The organism is Flavobacterium sp. 5 (genome assembly GCF_002813295.1).
Classification (GTDB): Bacteria; Bacteroidota; Bacteroidia; order Flavobacteriales; family Flavobacteriaceae; genus Flavobacterium.
Window position 1 is genome coordinate 640,627 of sequence record NZ_PHUE01000001.1, and the last position, 25,837, is coordinate 666,463.

Here is a 25,837-nt window from a genome sequence, read left to right on the forward strand (position 1 = left end):
TTAAATAGTTAGTAGTAAGTTTGGAAATCTTTTATACTAAAACGATTTAGTAATAAAGTATAATAATTAAAAAATATTAGTATTTATCAGTGATAATACTACATGATAAATAATTTATTAAAACCATTTAACTCATATTATGAACAGAAGAAAAAAGAGTTTAGTACTTATTCTACTAGTAGTGCTATTTTCAAGTTTCACATTAGTGAAAAAAAACAAAAATTTCAAAAGCGACCACTACAGAACTGAGATGCAGAACCTGCATTCAGCTATTGAAAATAATTTCCATGATAAAGTTTCGGGATATTATTTTGTAGAATTAGATCCAACAAAAAGAGAAACAAAATTTGGGCATAAGCGAGAATATAGCTGGCTATGGGCGCTTTGTGCCATGTTTGAAGCTACGAATGAAATTGAAAAAATAGATAAAAATGCAAATTTAGTTGCTGACATTTATAAAAACATGCAGCATTATTACGATCCAGCTCCTCCTAAACCGGGATATGGTGAATACATTGTAAAACTGAGTAAAGGACAACGTTATTACGATGACAATCAATGGATAGGAATTACAGGTTTGGATATTTATGAGCGAACAGGAAAGAAAACCTATTTTGATTTAGGAAAATCAATGTACGACTTTATGATGACAGCTTCAGACACAACACTTGGAGGTGGACTTTACTGGCGAGAAAATGATTTTGAAACCAAAAATACTTGCTCAAATGGACCTGGTGTACTTGTTGCACTTAAGATGTATAAAGCTACCAAAAAACAAGTTTATCTTGATAATGCACTAAATATATACAATTGGACAAATGATAAACTGCAAACACCAACAGGATTGTTTTACGATAATATTAAAATTAAAGATAAAAGTATAGGGAAAGCGATATTTTCATACAACTCAGGTACAATGCTTCAATCGAATGTTTATTTATATGAAATAACAGGAGATAAAAAGTATCTTGAAAGAGCTAATAAAATAGCAGATAGTTCTTTGGCCTATTTTTATGGAGGCGAAAAATTTAGAGATGGTTATTGGTTTAATGGTGTTTTGTTGAGAGGATATCAACACCTTTTAAAATATAATAAGGATTTGAAATACATTTTGGGATTTAAAAAATGCTTAGATAAAGCCTTGAAAGAAGACAAAAATGAAAAGGGATTATTTACATCAAAAGATGGTGCACATAATTTAGTAGAACATGGAGGAATGCTTGAAATATTGGCACGATTTGCTTATCTGGAAGATCATTATGATTTAGGAACTTCTAAATAATTTATTTATAACAATCAATAATTAGCATAGAATTACAAAAAACACATTTATGAATAAATTGAAATTTACCGCTTACTTATTATCTTTCTCCCTATCCTTTTTATTAGTTGAAGATGCATTTTCTCAAAACCTGAATTCGGCAGGAAAATCATTTATTACAACAGAAACTATTGGACAGGTTGAAGGACATGATGTTTTGCAATATACTCTGCAAAATAAAACAGGAATGAAGGTTCAGTTAATTACTTATGGAGCTGCAATTACTAATATAGTAACGCCTGATAAGTTTGGCGAAATGAATAGTGTGGTACTTGGATTCGATTCACTTTCGGATTATGCGGGTTCGCAAAACCAGTTGTTAGGATCTACTGTTGGGCGTGTTGCTAATCGGATTTCAAACAAAAAATTTACAATTGACGGAAAAGAATATACCCTCACTTCTGATATACATGGAGGCGCAAAGGGTTTTGACAAACGTATTTGGAGTAGCAAAAAAATATCCCGAAAAAATGAAGTTGCCATTGAAATGACTTATTTAAGCAAAGATGGAGAAGAAGGTTTTCCAGGGAATTTATTAGTTACGATAACTTTTACTCTCACAAACAGTAACGATTTAGTTATCGATTATAAAGCAACTACCAACAAAGCAACACCGCTTGTACTTACCAACCACTCTTATTTTAATCTTTCGGGTGGAAAAAACACAAAAATACTTGATACAGAATTAACTGTTTATGCCGATAAATATCTTGAATACGGAGACGGTAGTACTATAACTGGAAAAATCATAGATGTAAAAGCAACACCTTTTGATTTTTCTTCATCTAAACCTATAGGAAAGGATATAGACAAAGTACAACAATATACCAACGGTTACGATGTTACGTTTGCATTGCGAAACCAATCTGACAAATTGGTTTTGGCCGCAAAAGCTTTCGAGCCCTTAAGCGGAAGAGAATTAGAAGTTTACACTACAGAACCTGGTGTTGTATTTTATACTGGAAATTGGTTAAGCGAAAAACTCAAGGGACGAAACGGAGTTCCTAACACTAAAAATGGGGCGTTCTGTCTTGAAACTCAACATTATCCAAATTCAATCAACACACCAGCTTTTCCAAATACTATTTTGCGACCGGGTAAAACCTTCACTTCTAAAACAATTTACAGATTCCTTGTTCGCAAGTAAAAATATTAATTTTAATGATGAAGCCAGACTAGATACAAAAAAACCGCAAAATTACTTTTGCGGTTTTTTTATTCTCTTTATTTATCTCTTATAAAAAAGTGAGATTGCTTCGTTCCTCGCAATGACTATACGTTGAAACGGAAATGCATTACATCACCATCTTTTACAATATATTCTTTTCCTTCGACTTTAAATTTTCCAGCTTCTTTACATTTTGCTTCTGAACCGTATTGAACGTAATCTTCATAAGCAATTACTTCGGCACGGATAAATCCTTTTTCGAAATCGGTGTGGATAACTCCTGCTGCTTGTGGCGCTGTAGAACCAATATTAATTGTCCAAGCACGAACTTCTTTTACACCTGCTGTGAAATACGTTTGTTGCTTCAATAATTTGTAAGCAGCACGAATTAAAACAGATGCTCCTGGCTCTGTTAATCCCATATCTTCTAGGAAAACCTGACGCTCTTCGTAGCTTTCTAATTCGGTGATATCAGCCTCAGCTCCTACTGAAAGAATAATTACCTCAGCATCTTCATCTTTAACCAGTTCACGAACTTGGTCAACGTATTTATTTCCATTTACAGCAGAACTTTCGTCAACATTACAAACATACAATACTGGTTTTGCTGTAATTAATTGAAATGACTCCATTAAAACTTCTTCGTCATTACCTTGAGGAATAATTGTTCTTGCAGATTTTGCTTGCAATAAACTCTCTCTGATTCGGTCTAAAAGTGCTTTTTCAGTCTGCGCTTCTTTATTTCCAGTTTTGGCTGCACGGTTTACTTTTTCCAAACGTTTTTCAACATTTTCTAAGTCTTTTAATTGCAACTCAATATCAATCGTTTCTTTGTCACGAATTGGGTTTACATTTCCATCAACGTGAACAATATTATCATTATCAAAACAACGTAATACGTGAATAATAGCATTACATTCTCTAATGTTTCCAAGAAATTGATTTCCTAAACCCTCTCCTTTGCTTGCTCCTTTTACCAAACCTGCGATATCCACGATATCTACAGTTGCCATTTGAACGCGCTCCGGTTTTACCAGTTCTTCCAATTTATTAATTCTTGGATCCGGAACGTTTACAACTCCAATATTAGGTTCGATAGTACAAAACGGAAAGTTAGCACTTTGCGCTTTTGCATTCGATAAACAATTGAATAATGTTGATTTTCCAACATTTGGTAATCCTACAATTCCTGCTTTCATAATATGTCTGTTTACAAATAACTTTAACTGTTACTCGTTTTTTAGTAATTCCTTTTTAAAGTTTGCAAATATAAGATTTAAAAATGCTTGTAAAACAATTTTTTAACATTAATACTTTTTATCCACTTTCTTATATTTTTTTTAACATTATTCATTGTTTTTGTTAAAATATAACTACATTTAAACCGTAATCAACCAATAACCAAACAATCCAACCAATTATGAAAAAAATCATGCTATTATTCTTTTTGCTAAACGTCACATTTATGTTGGCGCAAAAAGAAGTATCGGGAGTCGTAAAAGACAAAACAGGCAATCCTCTTCCAGGGGCTAATGTTCTTGAAAAAGGAACAAAAAATGGTGTTTCTACAGAAATGGACGGTAGTTACAAACTAACTGTAAATGAGGGTGCAACTTTGATTTTTAGTTATATTGGTTACAAAAATGTTACAAAACTAGCCGATGTAGCAATAATCGATGTAGATTTATCAGAAGAAGGAGAACAAGAACTAAAAGAAGTTCAAATTGTAGGCTCAAGAAACTCCAAAAGAACCGTAGTAAATTCAGCAGTTCCTATTGACATTATCAACATTAAAGACGTTACGACTCAAAGTGGTAAAATAGAAATTAACGAAATACTACAATATGCAGCTCCTTCATTCAATGCCAGCAAACAATCAGGATCTGATGGTGCCGATCATATCACACCAGCAACATTAAGAGGTTTAGGTCCAGATCAAACTCTTGTTTTGATTAATGGTAAAAGGAGACATCAATCCTCACTTGTTACTCTTTACGGAACAAAAGGAAGAGGAAACACAGGAACAGATTTAAATGCTATTCCATCAAGTTCTATAAAAAGAATTGAAATTCTTAGAGATGGTGCTGCCGCACAATATGGTTCGGATGCCATTGCAGGAGTGATTAATATTGTGATGAAAGACGATGTTGATCAATTGACTGGAGCAGTAACCTACGGAGCATCAAACACTAATGCTAAAGGAGATTTTCTTCCTGGAACTGCAAATACTAAAGATTTTAGATTAGACCAAAACGGAAATGGGAATTCTTACGGAAAGAATCAATCATTAGATGGTGGCTCATTAACTGTAACTTCTAATTATGGTGTTGCGATTGGTGATAAAGGTGGATACGCTAATTTTACAGGAGAATATATTAACAAAAATAAAAGTTTGCGTCCAGGCTACGATTTCAGAAAAGGATTTGGTGATGCTTCTTTGGAAGGATTTAACTTTTTCGGAAACATGGTAGTCCCTGTGTCTGACAAAACCGAATTTTATGCTTTTGGAGGTCGAGATTTTAGAAAAACTGATGCTTATGCTTTTACTAGAAATAGTACGGAAACTGATGGAGATGACCCTAGTGAACCACAAGTTCCTGCAGCCAATGTGGTAGAATCTGTTTATCCAGGCGGTTATACTCCAAGAATAACTTCAGATGTAATCGATAATTCAATTTCAGCAGGTCTTAGAACAAAAACTGATAGTGGATGGAAAGTAGATATTAGCAATACGTATGGAAAAAATTACTTTCATTATTATATTAAAGGAACAATTAACCCTTCACTAGAACAATTTTCACCTAGTGAATTTGACGCTGGCGGACATAGTTTAAGCCAAAACACTATGAATTTTGATATTTCAAAAAACTATGATACCGTTTTGAAAGGTATGAATCTTGCTTTTGGTGCAGAGTATAGAACCGAGAATTTCGAAATTTTCTCAGGAGAAGTCGGTTCTTATTCAACTTATGATATAAACGGAATTCCAGTAAATAAAAATACTCCAGCATCAGATATTGTATACCTAAAAGATGAAAATGGCAATTATGTGTTAGATTATTTTGGTAATAAAAGGCCTAGACCTGGAAGTTCTCAAGGTTTCCCTGGTTATAGCCCAGACAATGCTGTAAACAAAACCAGAACCAATACCTCATTATACGCAGATTCTGAATTTGATGTAACTGAAAATTTCTTAGTAAGTGGTGCTGTACGTTTTGAAAATTATAGCGATTTTGGAAGTACGTTAAACTGGAAAGTAGCCAGTAGATTAAAATTGGGAAATCATATTAACTTAAGAGGTTCTGTAAGTACTGGTTTCAGAGCACCCTCATTGGCACAAAAATATTACAGCTTACATTTCACCAATATCAATGCAGATGGAGCTGAGGAAATTTTACTTTCTGCAAACGATAGTCCTGTGACAAAAAAGTACGGAATTCAACAATTAAAAGAAGAAACATCATTAAACTCTTCATTAGGATTTACTGCTACTTATGGAAATTTTTCTGCAACAATTGATGGATATTCTATAAATATTGAGAACAGAATCGTACTTACAAGTTATTTCGAAGATGCAACCGCAGCAAGTTTAGGAGTAGATAAAGTGCAATTCTTCGCCAATGCAATTGACACAAAAACCTTAGGATTAGACATAGTACTTACATGGAAGAAAAGATTCGAAAACGCTACTTATGGCGCTAGCTTAATTGGAAATATCAATAATATGAAAATTGAACAAATACATAATGGTAATCTAGATCAAGAAACTTTTTTCGGAAGACGTGAAGCCGCATTTGTTTTAGCTTCAGCTCCAAAAAATAAATTTAGTCTTAACCTTAATTATAGCCTAAATAAATTTGATGCAGGTTTAGCTTTTACACGTTTTAGCGAAGTAGTCTTGGTAGGTTATGATGATTTAGATGATGTATATTCTGCAAAAGTCTCTACAGATTTAACTTTAGGATATCATTTAACAAAAAGTCTTAAATTAAGTATTGGTGCAAATAACTTATTTAATATTTACCCAGACAAACAAGACGAAAGCGGCAACACCGAAGCTGGTGGATACTGGGATGCTGTTCAAATGGGATTCAACGGAGCGTACTATTATACTCGATTAGGTTTTACATTCTAAAAAACAAGTTAAAAATAAAGGACTCTCTCACGAAAGTCCTTTATTTTTTTTAAATTTATTTACACTTTAGTATCTACTATCATGGCAAATTTATTTTCTGGAAAAATGGCTAGCATTTTCGATGCCATGTACCAAACTTTCATCGATTATGATGAGGAATATGAGTTTTTCAATGGATTAATACAAGAAAGAAAGTGTAATTCAATTCTTGAAATTGGAAGTGGAACAGGAAATCTTGCCAAGCGGTTTCAAGAAAACAATCAAAATTACAAAGGTCTTGATTCAAGTCTGAGTATGATTGCAATTGCTCAGGAAAGAAACAAAGATTGCACTTTCATACATGAAGACATGCGTAATTTTAAATTAGAGAACACAGTAGATGCAATCATTATCACCGGTCGATCTACAAGCTATTTAATCAACAATGAAGATGTAATGGACACCTTTGAATCAGTTTATAAAAATTTAAATCCAAACGGTATTATCATTTTTGACATTATTGATGCCAATCGTTTTATCCCTTTTATTAAGGAGAATGAAACAATCATACATAAAGCCTCTTATGAAGGAATAAACTATTTAAGAGAAAGTCAATGGGAGACTACTCCATTTGAAAACTTCACGTTAAATTGGAATGCTAAATACTACCAAACAACAGACAATGAAAAAGAGATTCTTTCTGAGGATTTTTCTACTGTTAGAGTATTTACACTAAACGAAATACAGCTTTTTTTATATCTAAATAATTTTGAAATTCTTAAAGTTATTGACAAAAAAACTTATGCCTATGATACTTATGTAATTATGGCTCAAAAGAAAGCATTCTAATTTAATTGCTGATTTTATTGATAATCTCCAACTCTTTAGCTGTAGGAGTTAATCCAGAAAAATTCCAATAATCAGTCAAAATAGAATTTTTTGCATTAAAGAGTGTCTTATCTTTAAAAACCTGGCTATCATTATAGGTGAAATTTTGGATATTAAAATTAGTCGTTATTAGATTATTCAATATCTCAATATTTTTTATTTCATTACCAACATTAACGCTATAATTGATTTCCTCATTGGAACTAACTAAATAATAATTACCAAGATCTAATCTGTAATTTGTTTTAAACTTAGATCTAATTATATTTTTAGCCCCTTTTGCTGTTTTTTCATCAACAGCAACCAAAGCTTCAGGAGAAATCACTGCTGTTATCTCTATTATTAATTTTCTTTTAACATCATAAACAATTTTAAAATCATCTAACAAATCTGTTGTTTTATCAACAGGTATTGGAGTAGCTATTATATCATTATATCCTTCATTTAAAGCATTTACCTTTACAACAAAAGTATATTTTTTTCTTATTTTCTCATCCAATAATGGTCTCAAAACTGAGAAAACATAATACTTCTCCATCATAGAATTTAAATTATATCCCAAGAGATCCGAAAAAACCAAATCATCAACCAAACCGAAAGAACGATTTTGTTCTAATAATAAAATTGATTTCACCTTTTTTTGTTCTTTATATAATTGAAAATTAATGAGTCCATCATTAAAATAGGTGTAATCTCCATTTAATTTAAAAAACTCTCTAGAATATACTTTTAACCTAGCCGGCACATTAAGAGTTTTAGTTGAATTTTCAACCAAATCTTTAACGATTTCATGTGGATTTTTGCTAGTTATTACAATATCATCCAGTGTATTAAGCTTACTCTTTAGATAAAAAATATTTTCTTCTTGATTTAAAGAAGCCCACTTTATTATAATAGGTAAATAAGAGGAATGTGTAACTTTTAAATTTGATCCACCTTTAAGTTCAAACACAACAGTACCTTCGGTATTAGTCATTAAAACTTGTTTTGTTTTTAAAACTAAAACTACCGCACCATCAACAGGTTGATTCGTATCTACGTCCAACAGTATTACTTTTTTTTCATTGGTTTGCGAAAAAACAGTAAAACATAAAATAAACTGAAACAAAACAAGTATTTTTTTCATATTCATTAAATATAAATAACTAATTCATGAAAAAGCTTTTAAAAATATAAAAAAAAACAATTACAACATCAATTTTATAGAATAAAAAGAATTAAAAAAGTAAGTTTATTATATAAAAAAAACCTGTGCATAAAAACACAGGTTTAGTAAATATAGTGATATAAACTATTATTCGTTGTGTAAAAAAGACTGTCTATTCAATAAAGTCTCTTCAGACTCAACATGATTATCGTCAGGAATACAACAATCAACTGGACATACAGCTGCACATTGAGGCTCATCGTGGAATCCTTTACATTCGGTACATTTTCCTGGAACAATGTAATAGATTTCGTCAGAGATTGGCGTTTGTGCCTCATCTGAATCAACTTCGCTACCATCTGGCAAAATTACTTTCCCTTTTAGTTTTGTTCCATCTTTATATCTCCAATCATCTGCTCCTTCATATATAGCAGTGTTTGGGCATTCTGGTTCACAAGCCCCACAATTGATGCATTCGTCGGTTATTATAATTGCCATTTTTTGTCTAGTTTTTAAAATTGAAAGTTCAAAATCAAAAGTATGATAATTCGAAATACGAATACTCAAACAACTTTTGTCTAAAGCTTATAAAAAGCTTATTTTTGTGCAAAATTACAATCAAAACTTTTCATAAACAAACATTATGACATTAGATACAAAAAAAAGTGCATTTGTTAAACTAGGAGAATTCTTAAATCAATTTAAAGATAAAAATTGTATTAAGAATGAAACTGTATTTGGTAATGATTTGTTTTTTGAAAAATTCATCGATTTAATTCAACTTTCACAATCTCATAATGGTTGGTATACTCCAGAGCAAGTGCGTTTTGCAATTGCATCATGGGCAGAGGCATTAACGGAGGATAATTTAACTAAATGGCTTTCTACCTATGACTTCAGTACTATAAAACATAAAAACGTAGCATTGATACTAGCAGGAAACATTCCACTTGTTGGCTTTCACGATTTCTTATCTGTTATCCTTTCAGGACATAATGCTTTGATTAAAACTTCTTCTAATGACCAAAAGTTACTCCCTTTTCTAGCAAATTATCTAACAACTTTTGACCCAAATTTCAAGAGCAATTTCACATTTGTTGAAGGAAAACTAGAAAATTTTGACGCGGTTATTGCGACTGGGAGTAACAATACTGCTCGTTATTTTGAATACTATTTTAAAAACAAGCCATCAATCATTAGAAAAAACAGAAATTCAGTCGCGGTATTGAATGGCAAGGAAACCAAAGAACAACTACTTGCATTAGGTGAAGATATTTTTAGATATTTCGGATTAGGATGCCGAAATGTTTCTAAACTTTTTGTTCCAAAAGGATATTCATTTGAACCTTTTTTTGAAGCTATTTTTGAATACCAAGATGTTATTCATTATGAAAAATATGCTAATAATTATGATTACAACAAAGCCGTTTTCCTGATGAGTAATTTCAAATTATTAGATAATGGATTTTTGACTATTAAAGAAGATTCGAGTTATGGCTCCCCTATCTCTAGTGTTTTTTATGAATATTATGAAAGCCTAGAAGATTTACAAAACCGTTTGGATAATGAAAGTGAGCAGATTCAGTGTATTGTAAGCAATAATCTTGTAAAAAACAGTATCGAATTTGGAACTACACAAAAACCAAATTTATGGGATTATGCAGATAACGTTGACACCGTTTCTTTTCTATTAACAATATAATTCAATCTTTTTATATTATTATGAATAATTTAATGATTATTCGTACCGTATTTCCGAAATTTGCATTTTTAAAAAATCAGCCTTTAACTATAACTTGAAATTTCCCTATTTCAAAAAGTCCAAAAAAGGATAAAATTGGTAATTTCTTTTGATAGTTAATCGATACAAATAAAAACAAACAGTAACTACACCATGAAAAAACACAACTACAGCCCAGGACCATGTATTTTACCACAAGAAGTTTTTGAAAAATCAGCTCAAGCCATTTTAAATTTTAATGACTCTGGTTTATCTCTTTTAGAAATTTCGCATCGTAGTAAAGATTTTGTCGCTGTAATGGAAGAAGCAAGATCTTTAGTTTTAGAACTTTTGAATTTAAAAGACAAAGGGTATCAAGTCCTATTTCTTGGAGGAGGTGCCAGTTTAGAATTCCTGATGATTCCTTATAACTTAATGAAAGAAAATGGCAAGGCAGCCTATCTGAATACGGGAACTTGGGCATCGGGAGCTATAAAAGAAGCAAAAATTTTCGGTACAACTGATGTTGTTGCTTCTTCAGAAGAACAAAATTTTAATCATATCCCGAAAGGATATACTATACCTGCAGATGCAGATTATTTCCACTGTACTAGTAACAATACTATTTTTGGAACTCAAATGAAAGAATTTCCAGAAACTAATATTCCGCTTGTTTGCGATATGAGTTCTGATATTTTTTCTAGAAAAATTGATTTTTCAAAATTTGATATTATTTACGCTGGAGCTCAAAAAAATATGGGTCCTGCTGGAACTACTTTGGTCGTTATCAAAGAGGAAGTTCTTGGAAAAACTGGACGTACAATCCCAAGTATGTTAGATTATGCTAAACATATCAAAGCAGAAAGTATGTACAATACTCCTCCTGTTTTCCCTGTTTATGCTTCTTTATTGACTTTACAATGGTTAAAAAAACTAGGTGGAATTGAGGCTATCGAAAAGATAAACGATGCTAAAGCGGCTTTACTTTATGCAGAAATAGACAGGAATCCATTATTCAAAGGATCGGCTGCAGTTGAAGACCGTTCTAATATGAATGCAACATTTTTATTAAACGACGAATCACATGCTGCTAAATTTGACGAAATGTGGAAAGCTGCTGGGATTTCTGGATTACCAGGACATCGTTCTGTAGGAGGTTATAGAGCGTCTATGTACAATGCACTTCCATTGGAAAGCGTTCAAGTTCTTGTTGATGTAATGAAAGAGCTTGAGAAGAGTATTTAGTATTCAGATGGCAGATTTCAGTATTTTCAGTAGAGAAAATTGATGTTCTCCTTTAGATAAAGATTATATTAAAACATGAAGCCCTAGCCCTGATAGTAGTGAAAATCCTTTTTGAGGCTTTTTTGCCGAAAAAAGATTGAAACGGATAGCAGGATAAAGCTCCAAAACAACAATTATACATGAAGATATTAGCAAACGACGGAATTTCTAAAAGCGGTATTACTGCGCTGGAAAAATTTGGTTTTGAAGTTATTACCACAAAAGTAGCACAGGAACAAGTTGCTAATTTTATAAACAAAAACGATATTGGAGTTCTATTGGTTCGAAGCGCTACTAAGGTTCGCAAAGATATCATTGATGCTTGTCCTAGTCTAAAAATCATAGGCCGTGGTGGTGTTGGCATGGATAATATTGATGTTGAATATGCCAAAAGCAAAGGAATTCATGTTATAAATACGCCAGCATCTTCATCAGAATCTGTTGCTGAATTGGTTTTTGCTCATTTATTTACGGGTGTCAGGTTCTTGCATGATTCCAATAGAAACATGCCACTTGAAGGCGATATCAATTTTGAAGGTTTGAAAAAAGCATATGCCAATGGTATTGAACTTAGGGGTAAAACTCTTGGAATAATTGGTATGGGTCGAATCGGTAAGGCTGTTGCTAGAATGGCTATTGGTTTGGGTATGAAAGTTATTTATAGCGACATGCACATACCTCATAAAGATCTCAAAATTCATTTTTTTGATGGACAAACTATTAGCATATCACTTAGTTCTCAATCCTTGGAATCTTTATTTGCAGCATGTGATTTTATTACTTTGCATGTTCCTGCTCAAGACGAATATGTAATTGGAGAGAAAGATTTTGAATTGATGAAAGATGGTGTTGGAATTATTAATTGTGCACGCGGTGGTGCCATTGATGAAGTAGCATTGATAGAAGCATTGGATAATGGAAAAGTATTATTTGCCGGATTGGATGTTTATGAAAATGAGCCTAATCCAGAGATTACTATTTTAATGAATCCAAAAATTTCATTAACACCGCACATTGGTGCTGCTACCGAAGAAGCTCAAGATAGAATTGGTACTGAATTAGCACATCAAATTATTCAAATACTTAACTAAGCATTTGATTTAAAATTATATAGTTAGAAATTATTAACTTCTGTTACTAATTTCTAACTTTTTTTTTGATTATATTTGATATGAACCTTTAATCAGAAACTATGTTTGAGCAATTAACACAATTAGTACAAGAATTTGGTCAAGATGCTGTTGTAAAAAACAATGCTGTTCCAAATGAAAAAAATGAAGCTGTAATGCAAGAAGCAGGAAATTCTATTTTTTCGAGTTTGCAAAAAATGGCTTCAGAAGGTGGTATTGAACAACTAGCTGGTTTATTACAAGGGAATAATGCCCAAAACTCTTCTAATCCAGCTGTTCAGAAAATTACTGAACAACTAACAGGAAGCTTGGGAGAAAAATTTGGTCTGGATAGCAATACCGCTTCTGGAGTTGCAGGAAGCATAATTCCTAAAGTACTAGGCGGACTGGTAAACAAAACTAATGACCCGAATGATAGTTTTCAAATTACAGATTTAATTGGAGCAATTTCTGGAGGTGGTGCACAAACTTCGGGGATAATGGATGCTATCTCAAAATACGGAACACAATTTGGTTTGGATCAAAATGCCGATGGAAAAGTTGACATTGCAGATGCGATGGCAATATCAAAAAGTAGTGGCGGTATTGGAGGATTTCTTGGGAAGCTTTTTGGAAAATAATTATCTATTAAATAACTGCTTAAAGCTATATACTCTTTTCATTATCATATTTGCCTTAAATAAATAAGACTCATTTAAATCATATAAGTCATTTAAGTTTATTATCCCTCTAGTATGAAAAATTCAATTTATATATTGCTTATTCTATTTATAATTATTGCTTGCAATACTTCAAAATCTACGATATCAAATACAGAAAAACCAATAACCACAGGTAATGATACTATAAAAATTGTAAATAAAGAATTAGAATATGAAGTCATTATTATCGAAACTGGTTTTGATTCTTGGCTTCAATCTACAGCTTTACCAAGGGGATATTATTCACAAAGTTATTTGGAAGCCAAAAATTATCCATACATTTTAGAATGGAACAACTGCGTACTTCAACCTCAAAGATACTCCCCAAACCTTTATGAAATGACGATCAATTATGAACCAACTATTAATTATGGTTATGAAGTAAACTATCTTATTTATAACTACATGATTTATTTTCAAAACAAATACAATCAAAGATTATATGGTCGTGTTCCTTTGAGATAGTAAATCACAACCTTTAAAATTTATCCCAAAATAAAAGTTAATTTAAAGACTAAAATTCTTCTTGTTTTTCATTCAGCATTAATGTTTTAAATACCAAAACCGTTATATTTGTAAAAAGGAATTAAAATACTAATGAAACGATTGAAACAACGTTGGGGACTAACATCCAATTGGCAATTGGCTATAATATTTGTAGTTTTTGCTATTACCGGATCGGCGTCTGCATGGTTATCAAAACCCTTTTGTATATGGTTAGGAATTGTCAAAGAGGATTTAGGTCATTGGTTTACTCCAGTTCGTTTACTATTAATTTTCCCTATTTATCAAGTTCTATTAGTTGCAATAGGCTTTCTTTTTGGACAATTTAAATTCTTTTGGGCTTTTGAAAAGAAAATGCTAAGAAGTATGGGATTAGGATTTATTTTTAAAGACTAAAATATTTTATTTTCCTTTATTTTATATTATTATTTACGTTTCCTTGAATCCAATATGTATATATCCAAGTCAATGTGAATGATGGAATTACATCGGTAAACGGAATTATTTCTTCTAAAAAAGTTAAAATACCTGCCACCTTACCTACTCGACCTTTATACATTTTTGTAATTAAAAAACCAGCAAATGGTGCCCATACTACATCTGAGAACTCCCCAATTCCAGGAATTACAAATGAAATCATTCCGATTGCATCAAAAACTAATCCTAATAAAAGCTTAGTTACTTTTTGTTTTTGATAAGTAGCTTCTGTCTCTAAATTATCCATTTTCATAAAATTAATTCAAGATATAAATCTACAAAATCCAAATCGGATTACAATTAAAAGTATATACGTTAAAAATTATCGAAGCCATTATAATATCGAGAGAAACTTTTGTTTCTTTGTGAAAACAGTTTCAAAACAATGATACACGCAAAAAACATACATAAATATTACGATCAACTTGAAGTCTTAAAAGGAGTAGATTTGCATATTAAAAAAGGTGAAATTGTTTCTATTGTTGGTGCTTCGGGAGCAGGAAAAACGACACTTTTGCAAATATTAGGAACACTAGACAAACCTAATTCAACAAAAAAAGAAAATCAAAATACTGAAAACGGAACTTTACTTGTTATAAACAATGAAGACATTTTGAAAATGAATGACAAAACCCTGTCAAAATTCAGAAATCTGAATTTAGGTTTTATTTTTCAATTTCATCAATTATTACCAGAATTTACTGCTTTAGAGAATGTTTGTATTCCCGCTTATATTGCTAATAAACCCAAACAAGAAACCGAAAAGGAAGCAAAAAAACTATTAGAATATTTGGGATTATCTCACCGAATAAATCATAAACCAAATGAACTTTCAGGTGGTGAACAACAACGTGTAGCTGTCGCAAGAGCATTAATTAACAAGCCTGATGTTATTTTTGCAGACGAACCTTCTGGAAACCTAGATACGCACTCTGCCGAAAATTTGCACCAATTATTTTTTCAACTTCGAGATGAATTCGGGCAAACTTTTGTAATTATAACTCATAATGAAGAATTGGCAAATATGGCCGATAGAAAATTAATTATGATAGATGGTCAAATTAGCAATCCTTAATTGATACGACTTAACTTAAATATTTTCTAGAATTTATATATTTATTCAAGTTCAATTTAAAATTTCCATTAAATACAAATCAGTTCTAAATAATATCAAAAAAAGGGTTGGACTTTAAAATCAAACCCTTTTTTAAAGCTTAACCTTTTTGAGACAGCACCTCAAAAACCAGCATTACTTTATTATCTAATCAAATAAGTATAGTTTACTGTTGTCGGTTTTCTCTTGTAGTATGCAACTGCAATATCTCTTACTGCATTAATTCTTTGCTTTTCTAAAGCAACATCGTCATTATAACTTTTAACCTTTAAATCCCATTCCTTTTTTTCCGCAATATCAATTTTTGCAGCTGCATTATTTACTAGAATTTGTGATTCTTTGTAACAAGGTGTTGAAGGATCAATTTGACTTAAAGTAGTTAATGCCGAATTGTAATCATTTGATGCCATTTGTGTTTTAGCTTCTTGTAATTGTACTTTACAAGTTTGATTTTGATAGGCTTTGTAAACTTCAATTGATTTTTGTTGAACTTTACTGAAACAACTAACTTCTTCAGGAACTGTCATTAATAACCCTAGTGCTTGCTCATATTCCTGCATCTTTACTAAACTTTCAGAATTTGAAATGATATCTCCACATTTTGATTCGTAATAAGTTGTGATTTTATTTTTACCATTATCAATAAAAATCTGATAGTCCTGATCTTTACTATTGATTTTCGATATTGCGTTTGTTATTGAAATTTGTTTGTCTTTACCATTACCCTTTAATTGTTTACTGATCGTGGCAAAAACTACATTATTGTCAACTTGTTTGATAAATAAACTTAGCTCGCAATTAATTACAGTAATGTCTTGCATACCACTTTCAACTACACTTGCATCATATATCGTAAACTTTGGATAAATGACAAAATTATTGTTGTATCCAGTAGCAGATAGACCTGTAGCTGTTAGAATTTGAGTTATTTTTGTTTCTAATTTGGATAAATTTCCGACAGATAAACCTTCTAAATTATCTGGCATGATGATAGATAATGCAATTTTACCAACAGTATTATTGTTTTGGGAAAATGCCATATTTGTCATTAAGATGACACTTATTACTAAAAGTATTTTTTTCATATGAAATTTATTGAATGGTAACGATTATTTGTCCTCTAGGATATTCAACTTTGCTAATAACATTTATTGTTTTTAAATATTTCCTAATTAATCGACCGAATGATTCAACTTCATAATTCATACCTGTGGCTTGGTCTTTGAGTGGAATTCTAACATCATCATAAATCATTTTCAATGCTGTACTTCCTCCTTTTTTGGCATAATTTTTATAAGCGTTCTTACCCATCCAATCAACTATTGACTCAGAAAGTAAATCACCATCAGAACCTACTTCTGTTTGAAAATTCATAGTAGCATTTTGATCTAATACAAATTCTAAGTAAAGTGAACGACCATTATTTACAATGTCTGTAAACTTCGTTTGCAAAACATTCAAAAAATCTTCCTTCATGACATCAACTGCCTTACCTGCTAACTTAGAAACATCATCTGTATAATATTTTCCAGAAGAAGCATCCTTATTAGACAAAGACCTGCCCGTAGCGGATTCAAATGCTTGAAGGATTATCTTTACTTCTGTTCCGCTTTGTCCTTTTTGAACATCAATATCTACGACTACGAAAATATCTGCACCTGAATTTTTAACAATTACATCTTTTTCATCAGTCTGAGCATCCCCAGAAAAAGCTCCAGCAGCTTCTGATTTTTTTAATTCACCTTCAAAATCATATGTTGTAAAACCTCGTGAATCAAAAGCCTCTTTTACTCGACTTATAGCAATCCTTTTCTGAAAACCCTGTATTGGATCTTCAAGCAATTGCCTATAATTCTGACCTATCGTTTTATAAGGAATCACTATTATAGAGGGCTGAATTTGAGTTACTTGACCACCACTGTTTGTTGCAGCATTTTGCGAGAATGCCGAAAAAATTATACAGTTTAGCAAAGCAAAAATTGTTAATGTAAATTTTATTTTTTTCATATTATTATTTTTTAAAACCCAAACTTCCTTATCAATTCATTATTTTCCAGGTCTTTACGTAATGAGTTATAATTTATTTTTATATCAACTGAAATTTTCTTACCTCCTTTTATTTTAATCAAATTTGAACTTTCAGTAGATGACATCAAGAATTTTCTATAATTTCTTTCGTCAAAGAATTTTTTAAAATAGTCTGCATGATTAGATTTTGCAGTATTTTCATTTTCTATTAAGGGTACATTTAATTCAGTGCCTGGAATACCTTTAAATAAAAGAACATTAAAAGCATTTTTTTGAGCATCCATTATGGCATCAGCTCTATTTCCTCCATAACCTGTACTTTTTATAGCTATAGTTCCTTGAGCCTCTTTATATAAAAAATTTACTTCAGCCGAATAGGGTTGCAATTTAGGGCTGCAACCATGCAGCCCTATTATTACAATTATAAAAAGTGTTTTTAGTATACTTTTCAAAATATTATGATTTAGTAATTATTTGTAGGTTTGCTTTAGCCTCAAATTTTGAATTAATATCTATACCTCCAACATTAACCGAGCAAATAGAGAAATTTTCATCCTCAACTTTAGTAATTTTCAATTCACCAATTTCTTTTTTACGTCTAATTTTTTTTCCGTTTACTTCCATTTCTACAATTTCAACAACTTTTAGCTTGTCTCCTTTTTTTAATCCAAATTCAGATCCTCCAGCTATTAAAATTTTGGTTGCATCACCTTTACTCCCTTTTTCTTGTATCTCGGCTATTGAAAATGACTGTGGAAAATTTGTACTAACAAATAGATCAATTTTTTCTTGAATACCACTTATTGCTTTTGAGATTGCAGCTTCAGGGGTTGAAGCCCCCATGCCGATCATACCAAGCAAGGAATTACCAGATTTAGGCTCAATGGTCTCAGAAGAAATAACCTGTCCAGTAGCTACATCGATAACTTTTAAACTGATTGCTAATTTTGCTTTGTAAGTAACGGTAACATTTCCTTTTCCATCATCAGCTTTCATTGCTTCAGCACTTGCTGAAATCACGTGACCTGAAATCAAAGATGAAGCTCCTAATGAAGCTCCTTGGGCAATGGCAGCTCCATCCATAAAAGCTTCTGTTTTTTGCAATTCTTTTTCGCTTGTTATTGCATCCATTTTTGAACGATCAACTATGTTAAATCTTTTAGTTTTAACAAAAGCATTTGTAACAGTCTCTTGAATAGAATTAACATTTTGAGCACTCGCAGCACCCTGTACATAGGTAAAATTCATAATTCCTACTCCAGTTTTTTCCTGTGCTTGAACAATTGTGCTAAACCCAATCAAAAGGGTTGCTACTGATAAAATAATTTTTTTCATTTTTGTAGATTTATATATTGGGCAATAATAATACAAGCAAAACAAACAATATGAAGCACTTAGTTAACGTGTAAATTTTGAAATTAATCGTAATTACTTGATTTTGGATATTCCTGAGAACTTTAACTTCATAGTACAAAAAAACCGCCTCAAATTTGAGACGGTTGCACCTAATAACTTAACAAATATCTTTTATTTCAAAACTTCTATCTCAGTTCTATAACTACCTTTAACGGGAATTTCAGTATTTCCATTAAGGAAAACTGCTTCAAAATTTCCTTCTACAATTAAGTCTCTTGATGTTGTATCCTCAGATACTTGTGTAACTTTTGTAATCGTATGTTTCTTAGTTGTATTAGGTTTGAAACTTAAATATTTATTAGAGACCTTATCTTCAAATATTATTGAGAAATCATTATTTAAACCACAAACATCTACATCATTTCCAGGATACACTTCATTTTTATCTGTTATACCTGAGTTAGTTGCAATGTTTTTTGTCTTATCACTAAAATCTATATTATTTTCAAAGTGAAGAAAGAAACATTGCACGAATATTTTTGAAGTTTCAATCTGTCCAACAGATTGCAAAAACAAATCTCCATTATTATTACAATTGGCTCTATCACTAAATCCATAAAATCCTCCTTCAGTGTCATTGTATTCAGTTCCGCTAATATTAATCTTTAAAAAAAGATTTCCACTATTGGCAATGTCATTATTATCAGAATCATTAGAACTACAACCTATAAATAGTGAAATGGTAAACAAAAAAACAGAAGCAATAAATAGATTTTTTTTCATAAAATTTGATTTAAAGTAATTTGATTTAATTAGTTGATACGACTCAGAAATAACTTTAATGTATATTGAGTTTTAGACAATTATTTATAGTGTCTTTTTTTATAAAAAACTACAGATTTCACTGCTGTTAAAAGCAGAACATATCGAACATATTCTTTAAAATAATTATTGTATTTCAACATTGTAAAACTCTCCTTTGGAAATGTTTACATATTTAGGTATTGATGAATCAAAACATTTATTATATTCATACCAATTTGGAAATGTTGCAGTATTTGGATAAAAATAAGAATGTGAATTATAATAAAGGTTATGTAAATCCGTAAAATAAAATTCACCACTAATTCTTTTTCCAGAAACCGATGTAATCTTAATTTGACCAATTGTTTTATTATCTATCTCAATTCTTAGATAACCACAAACATTGGCCCAGGCATTGGGTTCATTATTATTTAAAGCAAAATTCCCATCTATATAATCAATTTGAGATATGTTATAAACTTGACCAGCTTTTAACGGCTCAGATGCTGTAAATGAGAATTCAAAAATAACTGCAACATGTGCGTTTTCATTAGAATCAATACCTTTTCTATCTATAATAGCATTCAAACCATATGTAGTAGTTCCATTTTTTTCTAAAGTACTATCCCAATAAACAAGTTCATCGTATTCACCTTTATAATCATTAAAACCATCTAAAGTAAATTTCAATTTTAAATCTGGATTTGATTCATTTGAATTGTTTGAATCTTCACTACTACAATTAGTAAAAGAAATAACTACTAAAACCACAAGACAAATACTTTTTAAAAATCTATTTTTTATCATTTATTATTATTTTAATTAATCGCAACAAAAATATAGCAAATGAATATTTCAAAAAAAGTGAATTAGTTACCGTAAAAATTGAATGATTAACCGTAAAAAATCAGTCTATTTGAAGCTTTATAACAATTGTAGTTCCTTCATTAGGTTTAGAAGCAATAGCAATCGGATTCAAATTACCAACTTGAAATAAAGCGATACGCTCTTTGGCTAAATTTATTCCTTTTGAAGTGTGCAGTTTATTTAAATTACCCGAAATCATTCCTTTTCCATTATCAGCAACCTCACAAAAAAGACAATTATCTTTCTGTTTAAATGAAAGTATAAGTTCTGGATTTTCTGAATGAGAATCAAATGCATGGACAAATACGTTTTCTACAAAAGGTGGAATTAGCATTGGTGGAATTTCAGTTTCAAACAAATCCAATTCGTCATCAATAATTAATTCAATAGTCACTTGATTTTTAAAACGCATATTCTCAAGTGTAATATAGGATTTCAAATAATCAATTTCATCATCCAATGCAATTCTTTGCTCGGATGAATTATTAAGTGTCTGACGAATTATTTTTGAAAATTCACCCATATACATCAATGCATCATCGGTATTATTGTCAATGATATAATTCTGAATAGAGTTCATAGCATTGAAGATAAAATGAGGATTCATCTGGCTTTGTAATGCTTCCATTTTAGTTTCGGCTAAACGTTTTTGAACTTCGGCTTTTCCTCTTTCTTCGTTTTTTATTCTACGAATTCGATTCAAATAAATAAGATAAGTTCCAATTGAAAAAAAAGCAAAACAACCTAGCAAGAACCACCAAGTTTTCCAAAATGGGGGTGTAATTCTCAAATCAATAGCATTTGGGAAAAACATTTCGCCTGTACCGATGTTCTTACCTTCTAATAATATTCTATACTTTCCATTAGGAACTCCTAGTAATTGTATTCTTCCAATAGATTCAAAATTGCTCCAAGTATTTGTTAATCCAACTATTTTATAACGATAAACATTTTTATCAGAATTAAAAGTATTGTTGGATGAAAAGACAATTTCTATATCATTTTGGTCATAATTAAGTTTTATTTTGTCTTTACCAAAACTGCCCCAACGAACTAAACTATCCAATCTAGCGTAGGATTCTCCATTTACTTTAATCGATGTTATCTTTATCGGAGAGATTCTATTCTTTTTGTTTTTTAAAACTTCATCGATATTCAGCTGAATTAATCCATTATTAGTTGCTACCCATAAATTACCTTTTTTATCCTTTATACAATCATTAAACTGAATATCCGCTAATCCTTCTGATTTATTAATAAGTTTGATGAATTTATTATTCTGTATTACATTGATTCCTTTATTAGTTCCAATAAAGTAAGCTCCTTTTGATTGTTCGACAAAAGAAATAGAACTGCCGTAAATTTCCTTAAAGGGATTATAAGTTTTTAAAATAACGAGACTCTTATCATTCCATTTGGTTATATAAACCCTTCCACTGTTGGTTCCAATGATTAATTGCCCTTTATCATTGATAAGCAAATCTTTGATATTGTTTTCTTTGAACAATCCATTAGCATTTAAGGAATAAAATTTATCATTTTTGAGCAAAAACAATCCTTTTGTTACGGATGCAAACCAAATCAGATTACCGTCTTTGACAATTTTAGTTATGTCTTTTGGAACGGATGAGTTATTGAATGAAAGATTTAAAAAATGAGTCCAATCAAATTTATTAGGCATAAAGAAAATATCCGAATACATACTGCCAAAGTAAACTTGGTCTTTTTTATCAAAAATTATGTGACCTCCATCAAAAAATTTAAAAAATTGAATTGCATAATTCTTGTCGAAACAAAAGACACCCCACGTAGTATTTACCCAAGTATTTCCATCTTTGTCGGATACGATGTTAAAGGATGTAAAACCACTCTTCTGTTGAAATCTTTGAAATACAGGATTCGTTTTTGGGTTAATTCCTTTTTGTCTAAAATAAATAGAAAGTTTTATCCACAAGGTAGTTTGGTCAAAAATAGTATATCGCAAGTCTTTATGAAGAAGGATAATGTAATCTTTCGCTCCAATCCAAGTGGTATTGTTGTTATCGTTGTATAATTCTTGAATTTGCAATTCTTTCAAGCCAAAATACGATGGCTCAAGAAATTTAATACTTCTACTCAAATCTACAAGGTATATTCCATTATCGATTGAACCTACCCAAAGTTGCTGCGTATCTTTATCATAAAACAAGCACCATAAACCTGTAGATTTGATATTAGCTCGTTTAGTAATGTCTGTTAAAGTGTTGTTTGAATATTTAAATAAACCACCATTTGGATCTATTACATTCCAAGCAGCACAATAGATATTATTTTTATCATCTTTAGCAAAATCCCAAATAATTGGACACTCATGTTTCAATTCTACTTGAGTAATCAAGTTTTTTGTAAATAGAGTGTGGAAAGCATTTCCAGCGAAATAAGTACTATTATTTACAAAAGAGGAATACGATATTGGTGGCGTAAAAACTGCTTCTAATGTTGATTTCTGGATGTCTTTTTGAATTTTAAGATCAAACACATCACTATAGGAAACCGTTATTAAGATTTTATTAGGTGCTTCATCAATACCAACTACTTGAAACCTTCCAAAATCAGTTTTTTGTTGGAAAGACTTAAAATTTTTAAAATCATAAATTCCAAGACCGTTTTCAGTTGCAAGAATTAGGCATTTATACTTTTTGGAATAATGAATTTTGCGAATAGAATTATTAACTAAACCATCTTTCTCATCGTAATAGGTAAACTTTTTACCATCATATTTTGCAAGTCCTTTGCCGTATAAAGACAACCAAATATTTTTGTTTTCATCTTCCGCAATTGACCAAACTCTGTCGTGTTTTAATCCATTTGTTTCGTTGAATACTTTATAAGCTGAGCCATCATAACAGCATAATCCAGCTTCAGTACCAATCCACATCAAACCTCTGCTGTCTTTAAAAAAGCATTTGATATCATTGCTAGGCAAACCATCATTTATACTGATGTTCTTACTTGGAATTGTTTGCGCTATGACTATTTCTAAAAATAGAAGAAAAGCAACAAGTATTTTATTTCTTTTGAATAATAGCATTTATAAAATCGTCTTTTTTTCTAACGGATACAGGGAGAGTTTCTCCATTGCAAAGTTCTACAAGAAGTTCGTTGGTTTTATTGAATCGAGTAATGTAATTAAGATTTACCAAATAGGATTTGTGAATTCTTTGAAAAATTGACTTTGGAAGTAATTCTTCAATGTATTTTAAAGTTTTAGATAAGACAATTTTTTTCCCATCTAAACAAACAATTTTGCAATAGTTACTATCCGCTTCGCAATACAAAATGGAGCTAACTTTGACCAATTCGTAACCACTTTCTGTTGGCAAAGCAATTTTATTAAACTCAGAACCTCCAATATCAATGTTTTCAATCAGTAGTTTTAATTTATCACTTTGAGAAGCCTTATTCAGTTTTTCATCATACTTCTTAATTGTTTCCAATAAGTCGATGTAATTGATTGGTTTCAACAAATAATCTAAGGCACTACATTTTATAGCATCAATAGCAAACTCAGAATGAGCGGTCGTAAAAATGACTTCAAACTTAACTTTATTAAGTTCCTTAAAAAGTTGGAAACCATTTTTATTAGGCATTTGAACATCCAAAAAAACTAATTCTGGATTAAACTTTTCAATGGATATAATTGCCTCGTCAACATTTTCACATTTGTCGAGAACTAAAAATTTATCTGGAAAATAACGATTTAGGAGTTTTTCCATAAACTCTCTAGCGTTGTATTCGTCGTCTACAATAATGGTCTTAATCATTTTATAAATGTAATAAAACCAAAGCTTATTACTATAATTGAATTAGTAAACGTAGTAAAATCATTAATAATCGTCAGAACTCACTGAAAGAGAGTGAGTTTATTTTAAATAATTATAGATATCAAAAACCTTCGAATATCCCCAAACCAAACAAAGCAAAGTCATATTTAACTGGGTCTTTATCATCTAATAATCTAAGATTAGCATCTAGTTCAGCCAAGGCTTTTCCATCATTTTGTTTTCTATCTAAAAGACCTAATTTTCGAGCTACATTTCCTGAGTGAACATCTAGTGGACAAGAAAGTTTTGATGGAGAGATGTTCTTCCAAATACCTAAATCAACACCTGAATTATCATTTCTAACAAACCACCTTAAGCACATGTTAATTCGTTTTGCAACTGAACCTTTGTTAGGATCAGCAACATGTTTTCTTGTTCTGTTTAAATGGGGAATTTCAAAGAAAACTTCATTAAGAGCGTGAATTGCAGGTTGCAGAGAATCTTTTGTTTGGTGTTTTAAAAATATATCTTCTAAGCTACCGTGATTACTATAAATGTTTTGCAACGCTTTTATAAAAAATTTAAAATCATCCGAATTAAAAGTTCGATGTACAAATCCTTCTAACTTTTCTAATTGATAATCATTGTGATTCATTACAAAATCATACGGAGAATTACCAAGTAAATCCATCATTCGGTGACCATTTTTGGTAATCATCTTTCGATTTCCCCAAGCAATTGTTGAAGCAAGAAACCCTGCAATTTCGACATCTTCTTTTAATGAATACCGATGTGGTACGCTAATAGGATCAGGTTCTATAAAGTCTATGGTATTATATTGAAGTACTTTTGAATCAAGAAAATCTTTTAATTCATTTTTAGGTATGACCATGGTAGATTGGTTGTAAACTATTATTTCTTATGCAAATATAATTCTTTGAATTTATAAATTAATACCACCTTAATTTTATCCAATTCTATTTTTGAGGTTTAAATTTCATACTTCTAAAAACTTTCTTACAATGAATTCATTCAATTCATAATGAATGAGTTATTTTTCATACAACTGAAATATTGATTATTTTTTATGTACATTTAAAAGCATTTACCCTCTTAGTTTTTTAAATCATTACCAAAAAATACATTTTAATAAATGGAGGTATTAATTTATGATTTTATCCGAATCATTTTACCCTTACTCATACTTTGGTGTTTGATATTAATAGGCATTTTAATTATCAACCGATACAAATATGATTTATTTAAACCCAAATTTGATGCAACAAAAAATAAAATCGAGAATTTCCTAACTACCATGATTTTTTCTCCGTTTGATGAGACACTTTACATAATGGAAATTGAACAATTTAAAAAAGCAATTCCTATCGAAAAAAATTGCTGCAAAAAATTA

Annotated in this window: 24 protein-coding genes; 11 read left to right on the plus strand and 13 right to left on the minus strand. The window is 30.8% G+C overall.

The genetic code is table 11. The features are described 5' to 3' along the window. Positions 1-205: 205 nt before the first annotated feature. Complete coding sequence (locus CLU82_RS02625) at positions 206-1,282, plus strand: glycoside hydrolase family 76 protein (protein WP_232735196.1); 1,077 nt, start codon at positions 206-208, stop codon at positions 1,280-1,282. A 49-nt stretch (positions 1,283-1,331) separates the two neighbouring features. After that, positions 1,332-2,468: an aldose epimerase family protein gene (locus CLU82_RS02630; RefSeq protein ID WP_100841627.1), complete on the plus strand. Its 1,137-nt coding sequence runs from the start codon at positions 1,332-1,334 to the stop codon at positions 2,466-2,468. A gap of 125 nt (positions 2,469-2,593) precedes the next feature. Here CLU82_RS02630 and ychF read toward each other — a convergent pair whose 3' ends face one another. Next, positions 2,594-3,688, minus strand: a complete 1,095-nt coding sequence (gene ychF / locus CLU82_RS02635; protein ID WP_100841628.1) for a redox-regulated ATPase YchF — start codon at positions 3,686-3,688, stop codon at positions 2,594-2,596. 221 nt (positions 3,689-3,909) lie between these two features. Between ychF and CLU82_RS02640 the strand changes: the two genes are divergently transcribed. After that, complete coding sequence (locus tag CLU82_RS02640) at positions 3,910-6,624, plus strand: TonB-dependent receptor (RefSeq protein ID WP_100841629.1); 2,715 nt, start codon at positions 3,910-3,912, stop codon at positions 6,622-6,624. An 81-nt stretch (positions 6,625-6,705) separates the two neighbouring features. Then, positions 6,706-7,452 (plus strand): class I SAM-dependent methyltransferase, encoded by a 747-nt coding sequence (locus tag CLU82_RS02645; protein WP_100841630.1) that lies wholly within the window; start codon positions 6,706-6,708, stop codon positions 7,450-7,452. Position 7,453: 1 nt separating this feature from the next. Here the strand turns inward: CLU82_RS02645 and CLU82_RS02650 are convergent, their stop codons facing one another. Beyond that, positions 7,454-8,617 (minus strand): hypothetical protein, encoded by a 1,164-nt coding sequence (locus CLU82_RS02650; RefSeq protein WP_157813311.1) that lies wholly within the window; start codon positions 8,615-8,617, stop codon positions 7,454-7,456. Positions 8,618-8,785: 168 nt separating this feature from the next. Beyond that, a complete protein-coding gene (locus CLU82_RS02655) occupies positions 8,786-9,136 on the minus strand; it encodes a 4Fe-4S dicluster domain-containing protein (protein ID WP_100844906.1) in 351 nt (116 codons plus the stop codon). A 145-nt stretch (positions 9,137-9,281) separates the two neighbouring features. Here CLU82_RS02655 and CLU82_RS02660 point away from each other — a divergent pair, with 145 nt between their 5' ends. From CLU82_RS02660 to CLU82_RS02685, 6 genes are all read left to right on the plus strand, one after another. Continuing rightward, positions 9,282-10,340 (plus strand): acyl-CoA reductase, encoded by a 1,059-nt coding sequence (locus tag CLU82_RS02660; protein ID WP_100841632.1) that lies wholly within the window; start codon positions 9,282-9,284, stop codon positions 10,338-10,340. A 192-nt stretch (positions 10,341-10,532) separates the two neighbouring features. Beyond that, positions 10,533-11,603, plus strand: coding sequence for a 3-phosphoserine/phosphohydroxythreonine transaminase (serC, locus tag CLU82_RS02665; RefSeq protein WP_100841633.1), 1,071 nt, complete (start codon positions 10,533-10,535; stop codon positions 11,601-11,603). Positions 11,604-11,782: 179 nt separating this feature from the next. After that, on the plus strand, positions 11,783-12,733 hold the full coding sequence (locus CLU82_RS02670; protein WP_100841634.1) for a D-2-hydroxyacid dehydrogenase: 951 nt from the start codon (positions 11,783-11,785) through the stop codon (positions 12,731-12,733). A 101-nt stretch (positions 12,734-12,834) separates the two neighbouring features. Then, positions 12,835-13,392 carry a DUF937 domain-containing protein gene (locus CLU82_RS02675; protein ID WP_100841635.1) on the plus strand — a complete coding sequence of 186 codons (558 nt, stop codon included), beginning with the start codon at positions 12,835-12,837 and terminating at the stop codon, positions 13,390-13,392. Positions 13,393-13,506: 114 nt separating this feature from the next. After that, entirely contained in the window at positions 13,507-13,938 is a 432-nt protein-coding gene (locus CLU82_RS02680) for a DUF6146 family protein (RefSeq protein ID WP_100841636.1), read from the plus strand. Between the two features lie 132 nt (positions 13,939-14,070). Beyond that, a complete protein-coding gene (locus tag CLU82_RS02685) occupies positions 14,071-14,373 on the plus strand; it encodes a DUF6787 family protein (RefSeq protein ID WP_100841637.1) in 303 nt (100 codons plus the stop codon). Between the two features lie 16 nt (positions 14,374-14,389). Here the strand turns inward: CLU82_RS02685 and CLU82_RS02690 are convergent, their stop codons facing one another. Beyond that, positions 14,390-14,701 carry a hypothetical protein gene (locus tag CLU82_RS02690; protein ID WP_100844907.1) on the minus strand — a complete coding sequence of 104 codons (312 nt, stop codon included), beginning with the start codon at positions 14,699-14,701 and terminating at the stop codon, positions 14,390-14,392. Between the two features lie 138 nt (positions 14,702-14,839). Between CLU82_RS02690 and CLU82_RS02695 the strand changes: the two genes are divergently transcribed. Next, the gene (locus tag CLU82_RS02695) at positions 14,840-15,529 is read left to right on the plus strand and encodes an ABC transporter ATP-binding protein (protein ID WP_100841638.1); all 690 of its coding nucleotides are present in this window, start codon (positions 14,840-14,842) and stop codon (positions 15,527-15,529) included. A gap of 182 nt (positions 15,530-15,711) precedes the next feature. Here CLU82_RS02695 and CLU82_RS02700 read toward each other — a convergent pair whose 3' ends face one another. The 9 genes from CLU82_RS02700 to CLU82_RS02740 form a co-directional block, all read right to left on the minus strand. Further along, entirely contained in the window at positions 15,712-16,653 is a 942-nt protein-coding gene (locus tag CLU82_RS02700) for a hypothetical protein (protein WP_157813312.1), read from the minus strand. Positions 16,654-16,660: 7 nt separating this feature from the next. Next, on the minus strand, positions 16,661-17,575 hold the full coding sequence (locus tag CLU82_RS02705) for a DUF6175 family protein (protein ID WP_100841640.1): 915 nt from the start codon (positions 17,573-17,575) through the stop codon (positions 16,661-16,663). Between the two features lie 11 nt (positions 17,576-17,586). Next, a complete protein-coding gene (locus CLU82_RS02710; protein ID WP_157813313.1) occupies positions 17,587-18,048 on the minus strand; it encodes a hypothetical protein in 462 nt (153 codons plus the stop codon). Positions 18,049-18,052: 4 nt separating this feature from the next. Next, the gene (locus CLU82_RS02715) at positions 18,053-18,931 is read right to left on the minus strand and encodes a CsgG/HfaB family protein (RefSeq protein WP_100841642.1); all 879 of its coding nucleotides are present in this window, start codon (positions 18,929-18,931) and stop codon (positions 18,053-18,055) included. 192 nt (positions 18,932-19,123) lie between these two features. After that, positions 19,124-19,735, minus strand: a complete 612-nt coding sequence (locus tag CLU82_RS02720) for a hypothetical protein (protein ID WP_100841643.1) — start codon at positions 19,733-19,735, stop codon at positions 19,124-19,126. Between the two features lie 165 nt (positions 19,736-19,900). Next, on the minus strand, positions 19,901-20,563 hold the full coding sequence (locus CLU82_RS02725) for a hypothetical protein (RefSeq protein WP_100841644.1): 663 nt from the start codon (positions 20,561-20,563) through the stop codon (positions 19,901-19,903). Between the two features lie 100 nt (positions 20,564-20,663). Further along, on the minus strand, positions 20,664-23,693 hold the full coding sequence (locus CLU82_RS02730; protein ID WP_100841645.1) for a histidine kinase: 3,030 nt from the start codon (positions 23,691-23,693) through the stop codon (positions 20,664-20,666). Next, positions 23,671-24,426, minus strand: a complete 756-nt coding sequence (locus CLU82_RS02735; protein WP_100841646.1) for a LytTR family DNA-binding domain-containing protein — start codon at positions 24,424-24,426, stop codon at positions 23,671-23,673. The genes CLU82_RS02730 and CLU82_RS02735 overlap by 23 nt, the downstream gene beginning before the upstream one ends. 121 nt (positions 24,427-24,547) lie before the next feature. Further along, positions 24,548-25,312 carry a TIGR02757 family protein gene (locus CLU82_RS02740; RefSeq protein WP_100844908.1) on the minus strand — a complete coding sequence of 255 codons (765 nt, stop codon included), beginning with the start codon at positions 25,310-25,312 and terminating at the stop codon, positions 24,548-24,550. Positions 25,313-25,837: the final 525 nt, after the last annotated feature.

Bases quoted from the DNA above. Each gene is read 5' to 3' on its own strand.
- CLU82_RS02630 (WP_100841627.1), top strand. From the start codon at position 1,332: ATGAATAAATTGAAATTTACCGCTTACTTATTATCTTTCTCCCTATCC.
- ychF (WP_100841628.1), bottom strand. From the start codon at position 3,688: ATGAAAGCAGGAATTGTAGGATTACCAAATGTTGGAAAATCAACATTA.
- CLU82_RS02660 (WP_100841632.1), top strand. From the start codon at position 9,282: ATGACATTAGATACAAAAAAAAGTGCATTTGTTAAACTAGGAGAATTC.
- CLU82_RS02735 (WP_100841646.1), bottom strand. From the start codon at position 24,426: ATGATTAAGACCATTATTGTAGACGACGAATACAACGCTAGAGAGTTT.
- CLU82_RS02680 (WP_100841636.1), top strand. From the start codon at position 13,507: ATGAAAAATTCAATTTATATATTGCTTATTCTATTTATAATTATTGCT.
- CLU82_RS02715 (WP_100841642.1), bottom strand. From the start codon at position 18,931: ATGAAAAAAATTATTTTATCAGTAGCAACCCTTTTGATTGGGTTTAGC.
- CLU82_RS02650 (WP_157813311.1), bottom strand. From the start codon at position 8,617: ATGAAAAAAATACTTGTTTTGTTTCAGTTTATTTTATGTTTTACTGTT.
- CLU82_RS02720 (WP_100841643.1), bottom strand. From the start codon at position 19,735: ATGAAAAAAAATCTATTTATTGCTTCTGTTTTTTTGTTTACCATTTCA.
- CLU82_RS02670 (WP_100841634.1), top strand. From the start codon at position 11,783: ATGAAGATATTAGCAAACGACGGAATTTCTAAAAGCGGTATTACTGCG.
- CLU82_RS02675 (WP_100841635.1), top strand. From the start codon at position 12,835: ATGTTTGAGCAATTAACACAATTAGTACAAGAATTTGGTCAAGATGCT.
- CLU82_RS02645 (WP_100841630.1), top strand. From the start codon at position 6,706: ATGGCAAATTTATTTTCTGGAAAAATGGCTAGCATTTTCGATGCCATG.
- CLU82_RS02730 (WP_100841645.1), bottom strand. From the start codon at position 23,693: ATGCTATTATTCAAAAGAAATAAAATACTTGTTGCTTTTCTTCTATTT.
- CLU82_RS02700 (WP_157813312.1), bottom strand. From the start codon at position 16,653: ATGAAAAAAATACTTTTAGTAATAAGTGTCATCTTAATGACAAATATG.
- CLU82_RS02655 (WP_100844906.1), bottom strand. From the start codon at position 9,136: ATGGCAATTATAATAACCGACGAATGCATCAATTGTGGGGCTTGTGAA.
- CLU82_RS02685 (WP_100841637.1), top strand. From the start codon at position 14,071: ATGAAACGATTGAAACAACGTTGGGGACTAACATCCAATTGGCAATTG.
- CLU82_RS02705 (WP_100841640.1), bottom strand. From the start codon at position 17,575: ATGAAAAAAATAAAATTTACATTAACAATTTTTGCTTTGCTAAACTGT.
- CLU82_RS02695 (WP_100841638.1), top strand. From the start codon at position 14,840: ATGATACACGCAAAAAACATACATAAATATTACGATCAACTTGAAGTC.
- CLU82_RS02725 (WP_100841644.1), bottom strand. From the start codon at position 20,563: ATGATAAAAAATAGATTTTTAAAAAGTATTTGTCTTGTGGTTTTAGTA.
- serC (WP_100841633.1), top strand. From the start codon at position 10,533: ATGAAAAAACACAACTACAGCCCAGGACCATGTATTTTACCACAAGAA.
- CLU82_RS02690 (WP_100844907.1), bottom strand. From the start codon at position 14,701: ATGGATAATTTAGAGACAGAAGCTACTTATCAAAAACAAAAAGTAACT.
- CLU82_RS02640 (WP_100841629.1), top strand. From the start codon at position 3,910: ATGAAAAAAATCATGCTATTATTCTTTTTGCTAAACGTCACATTTATG.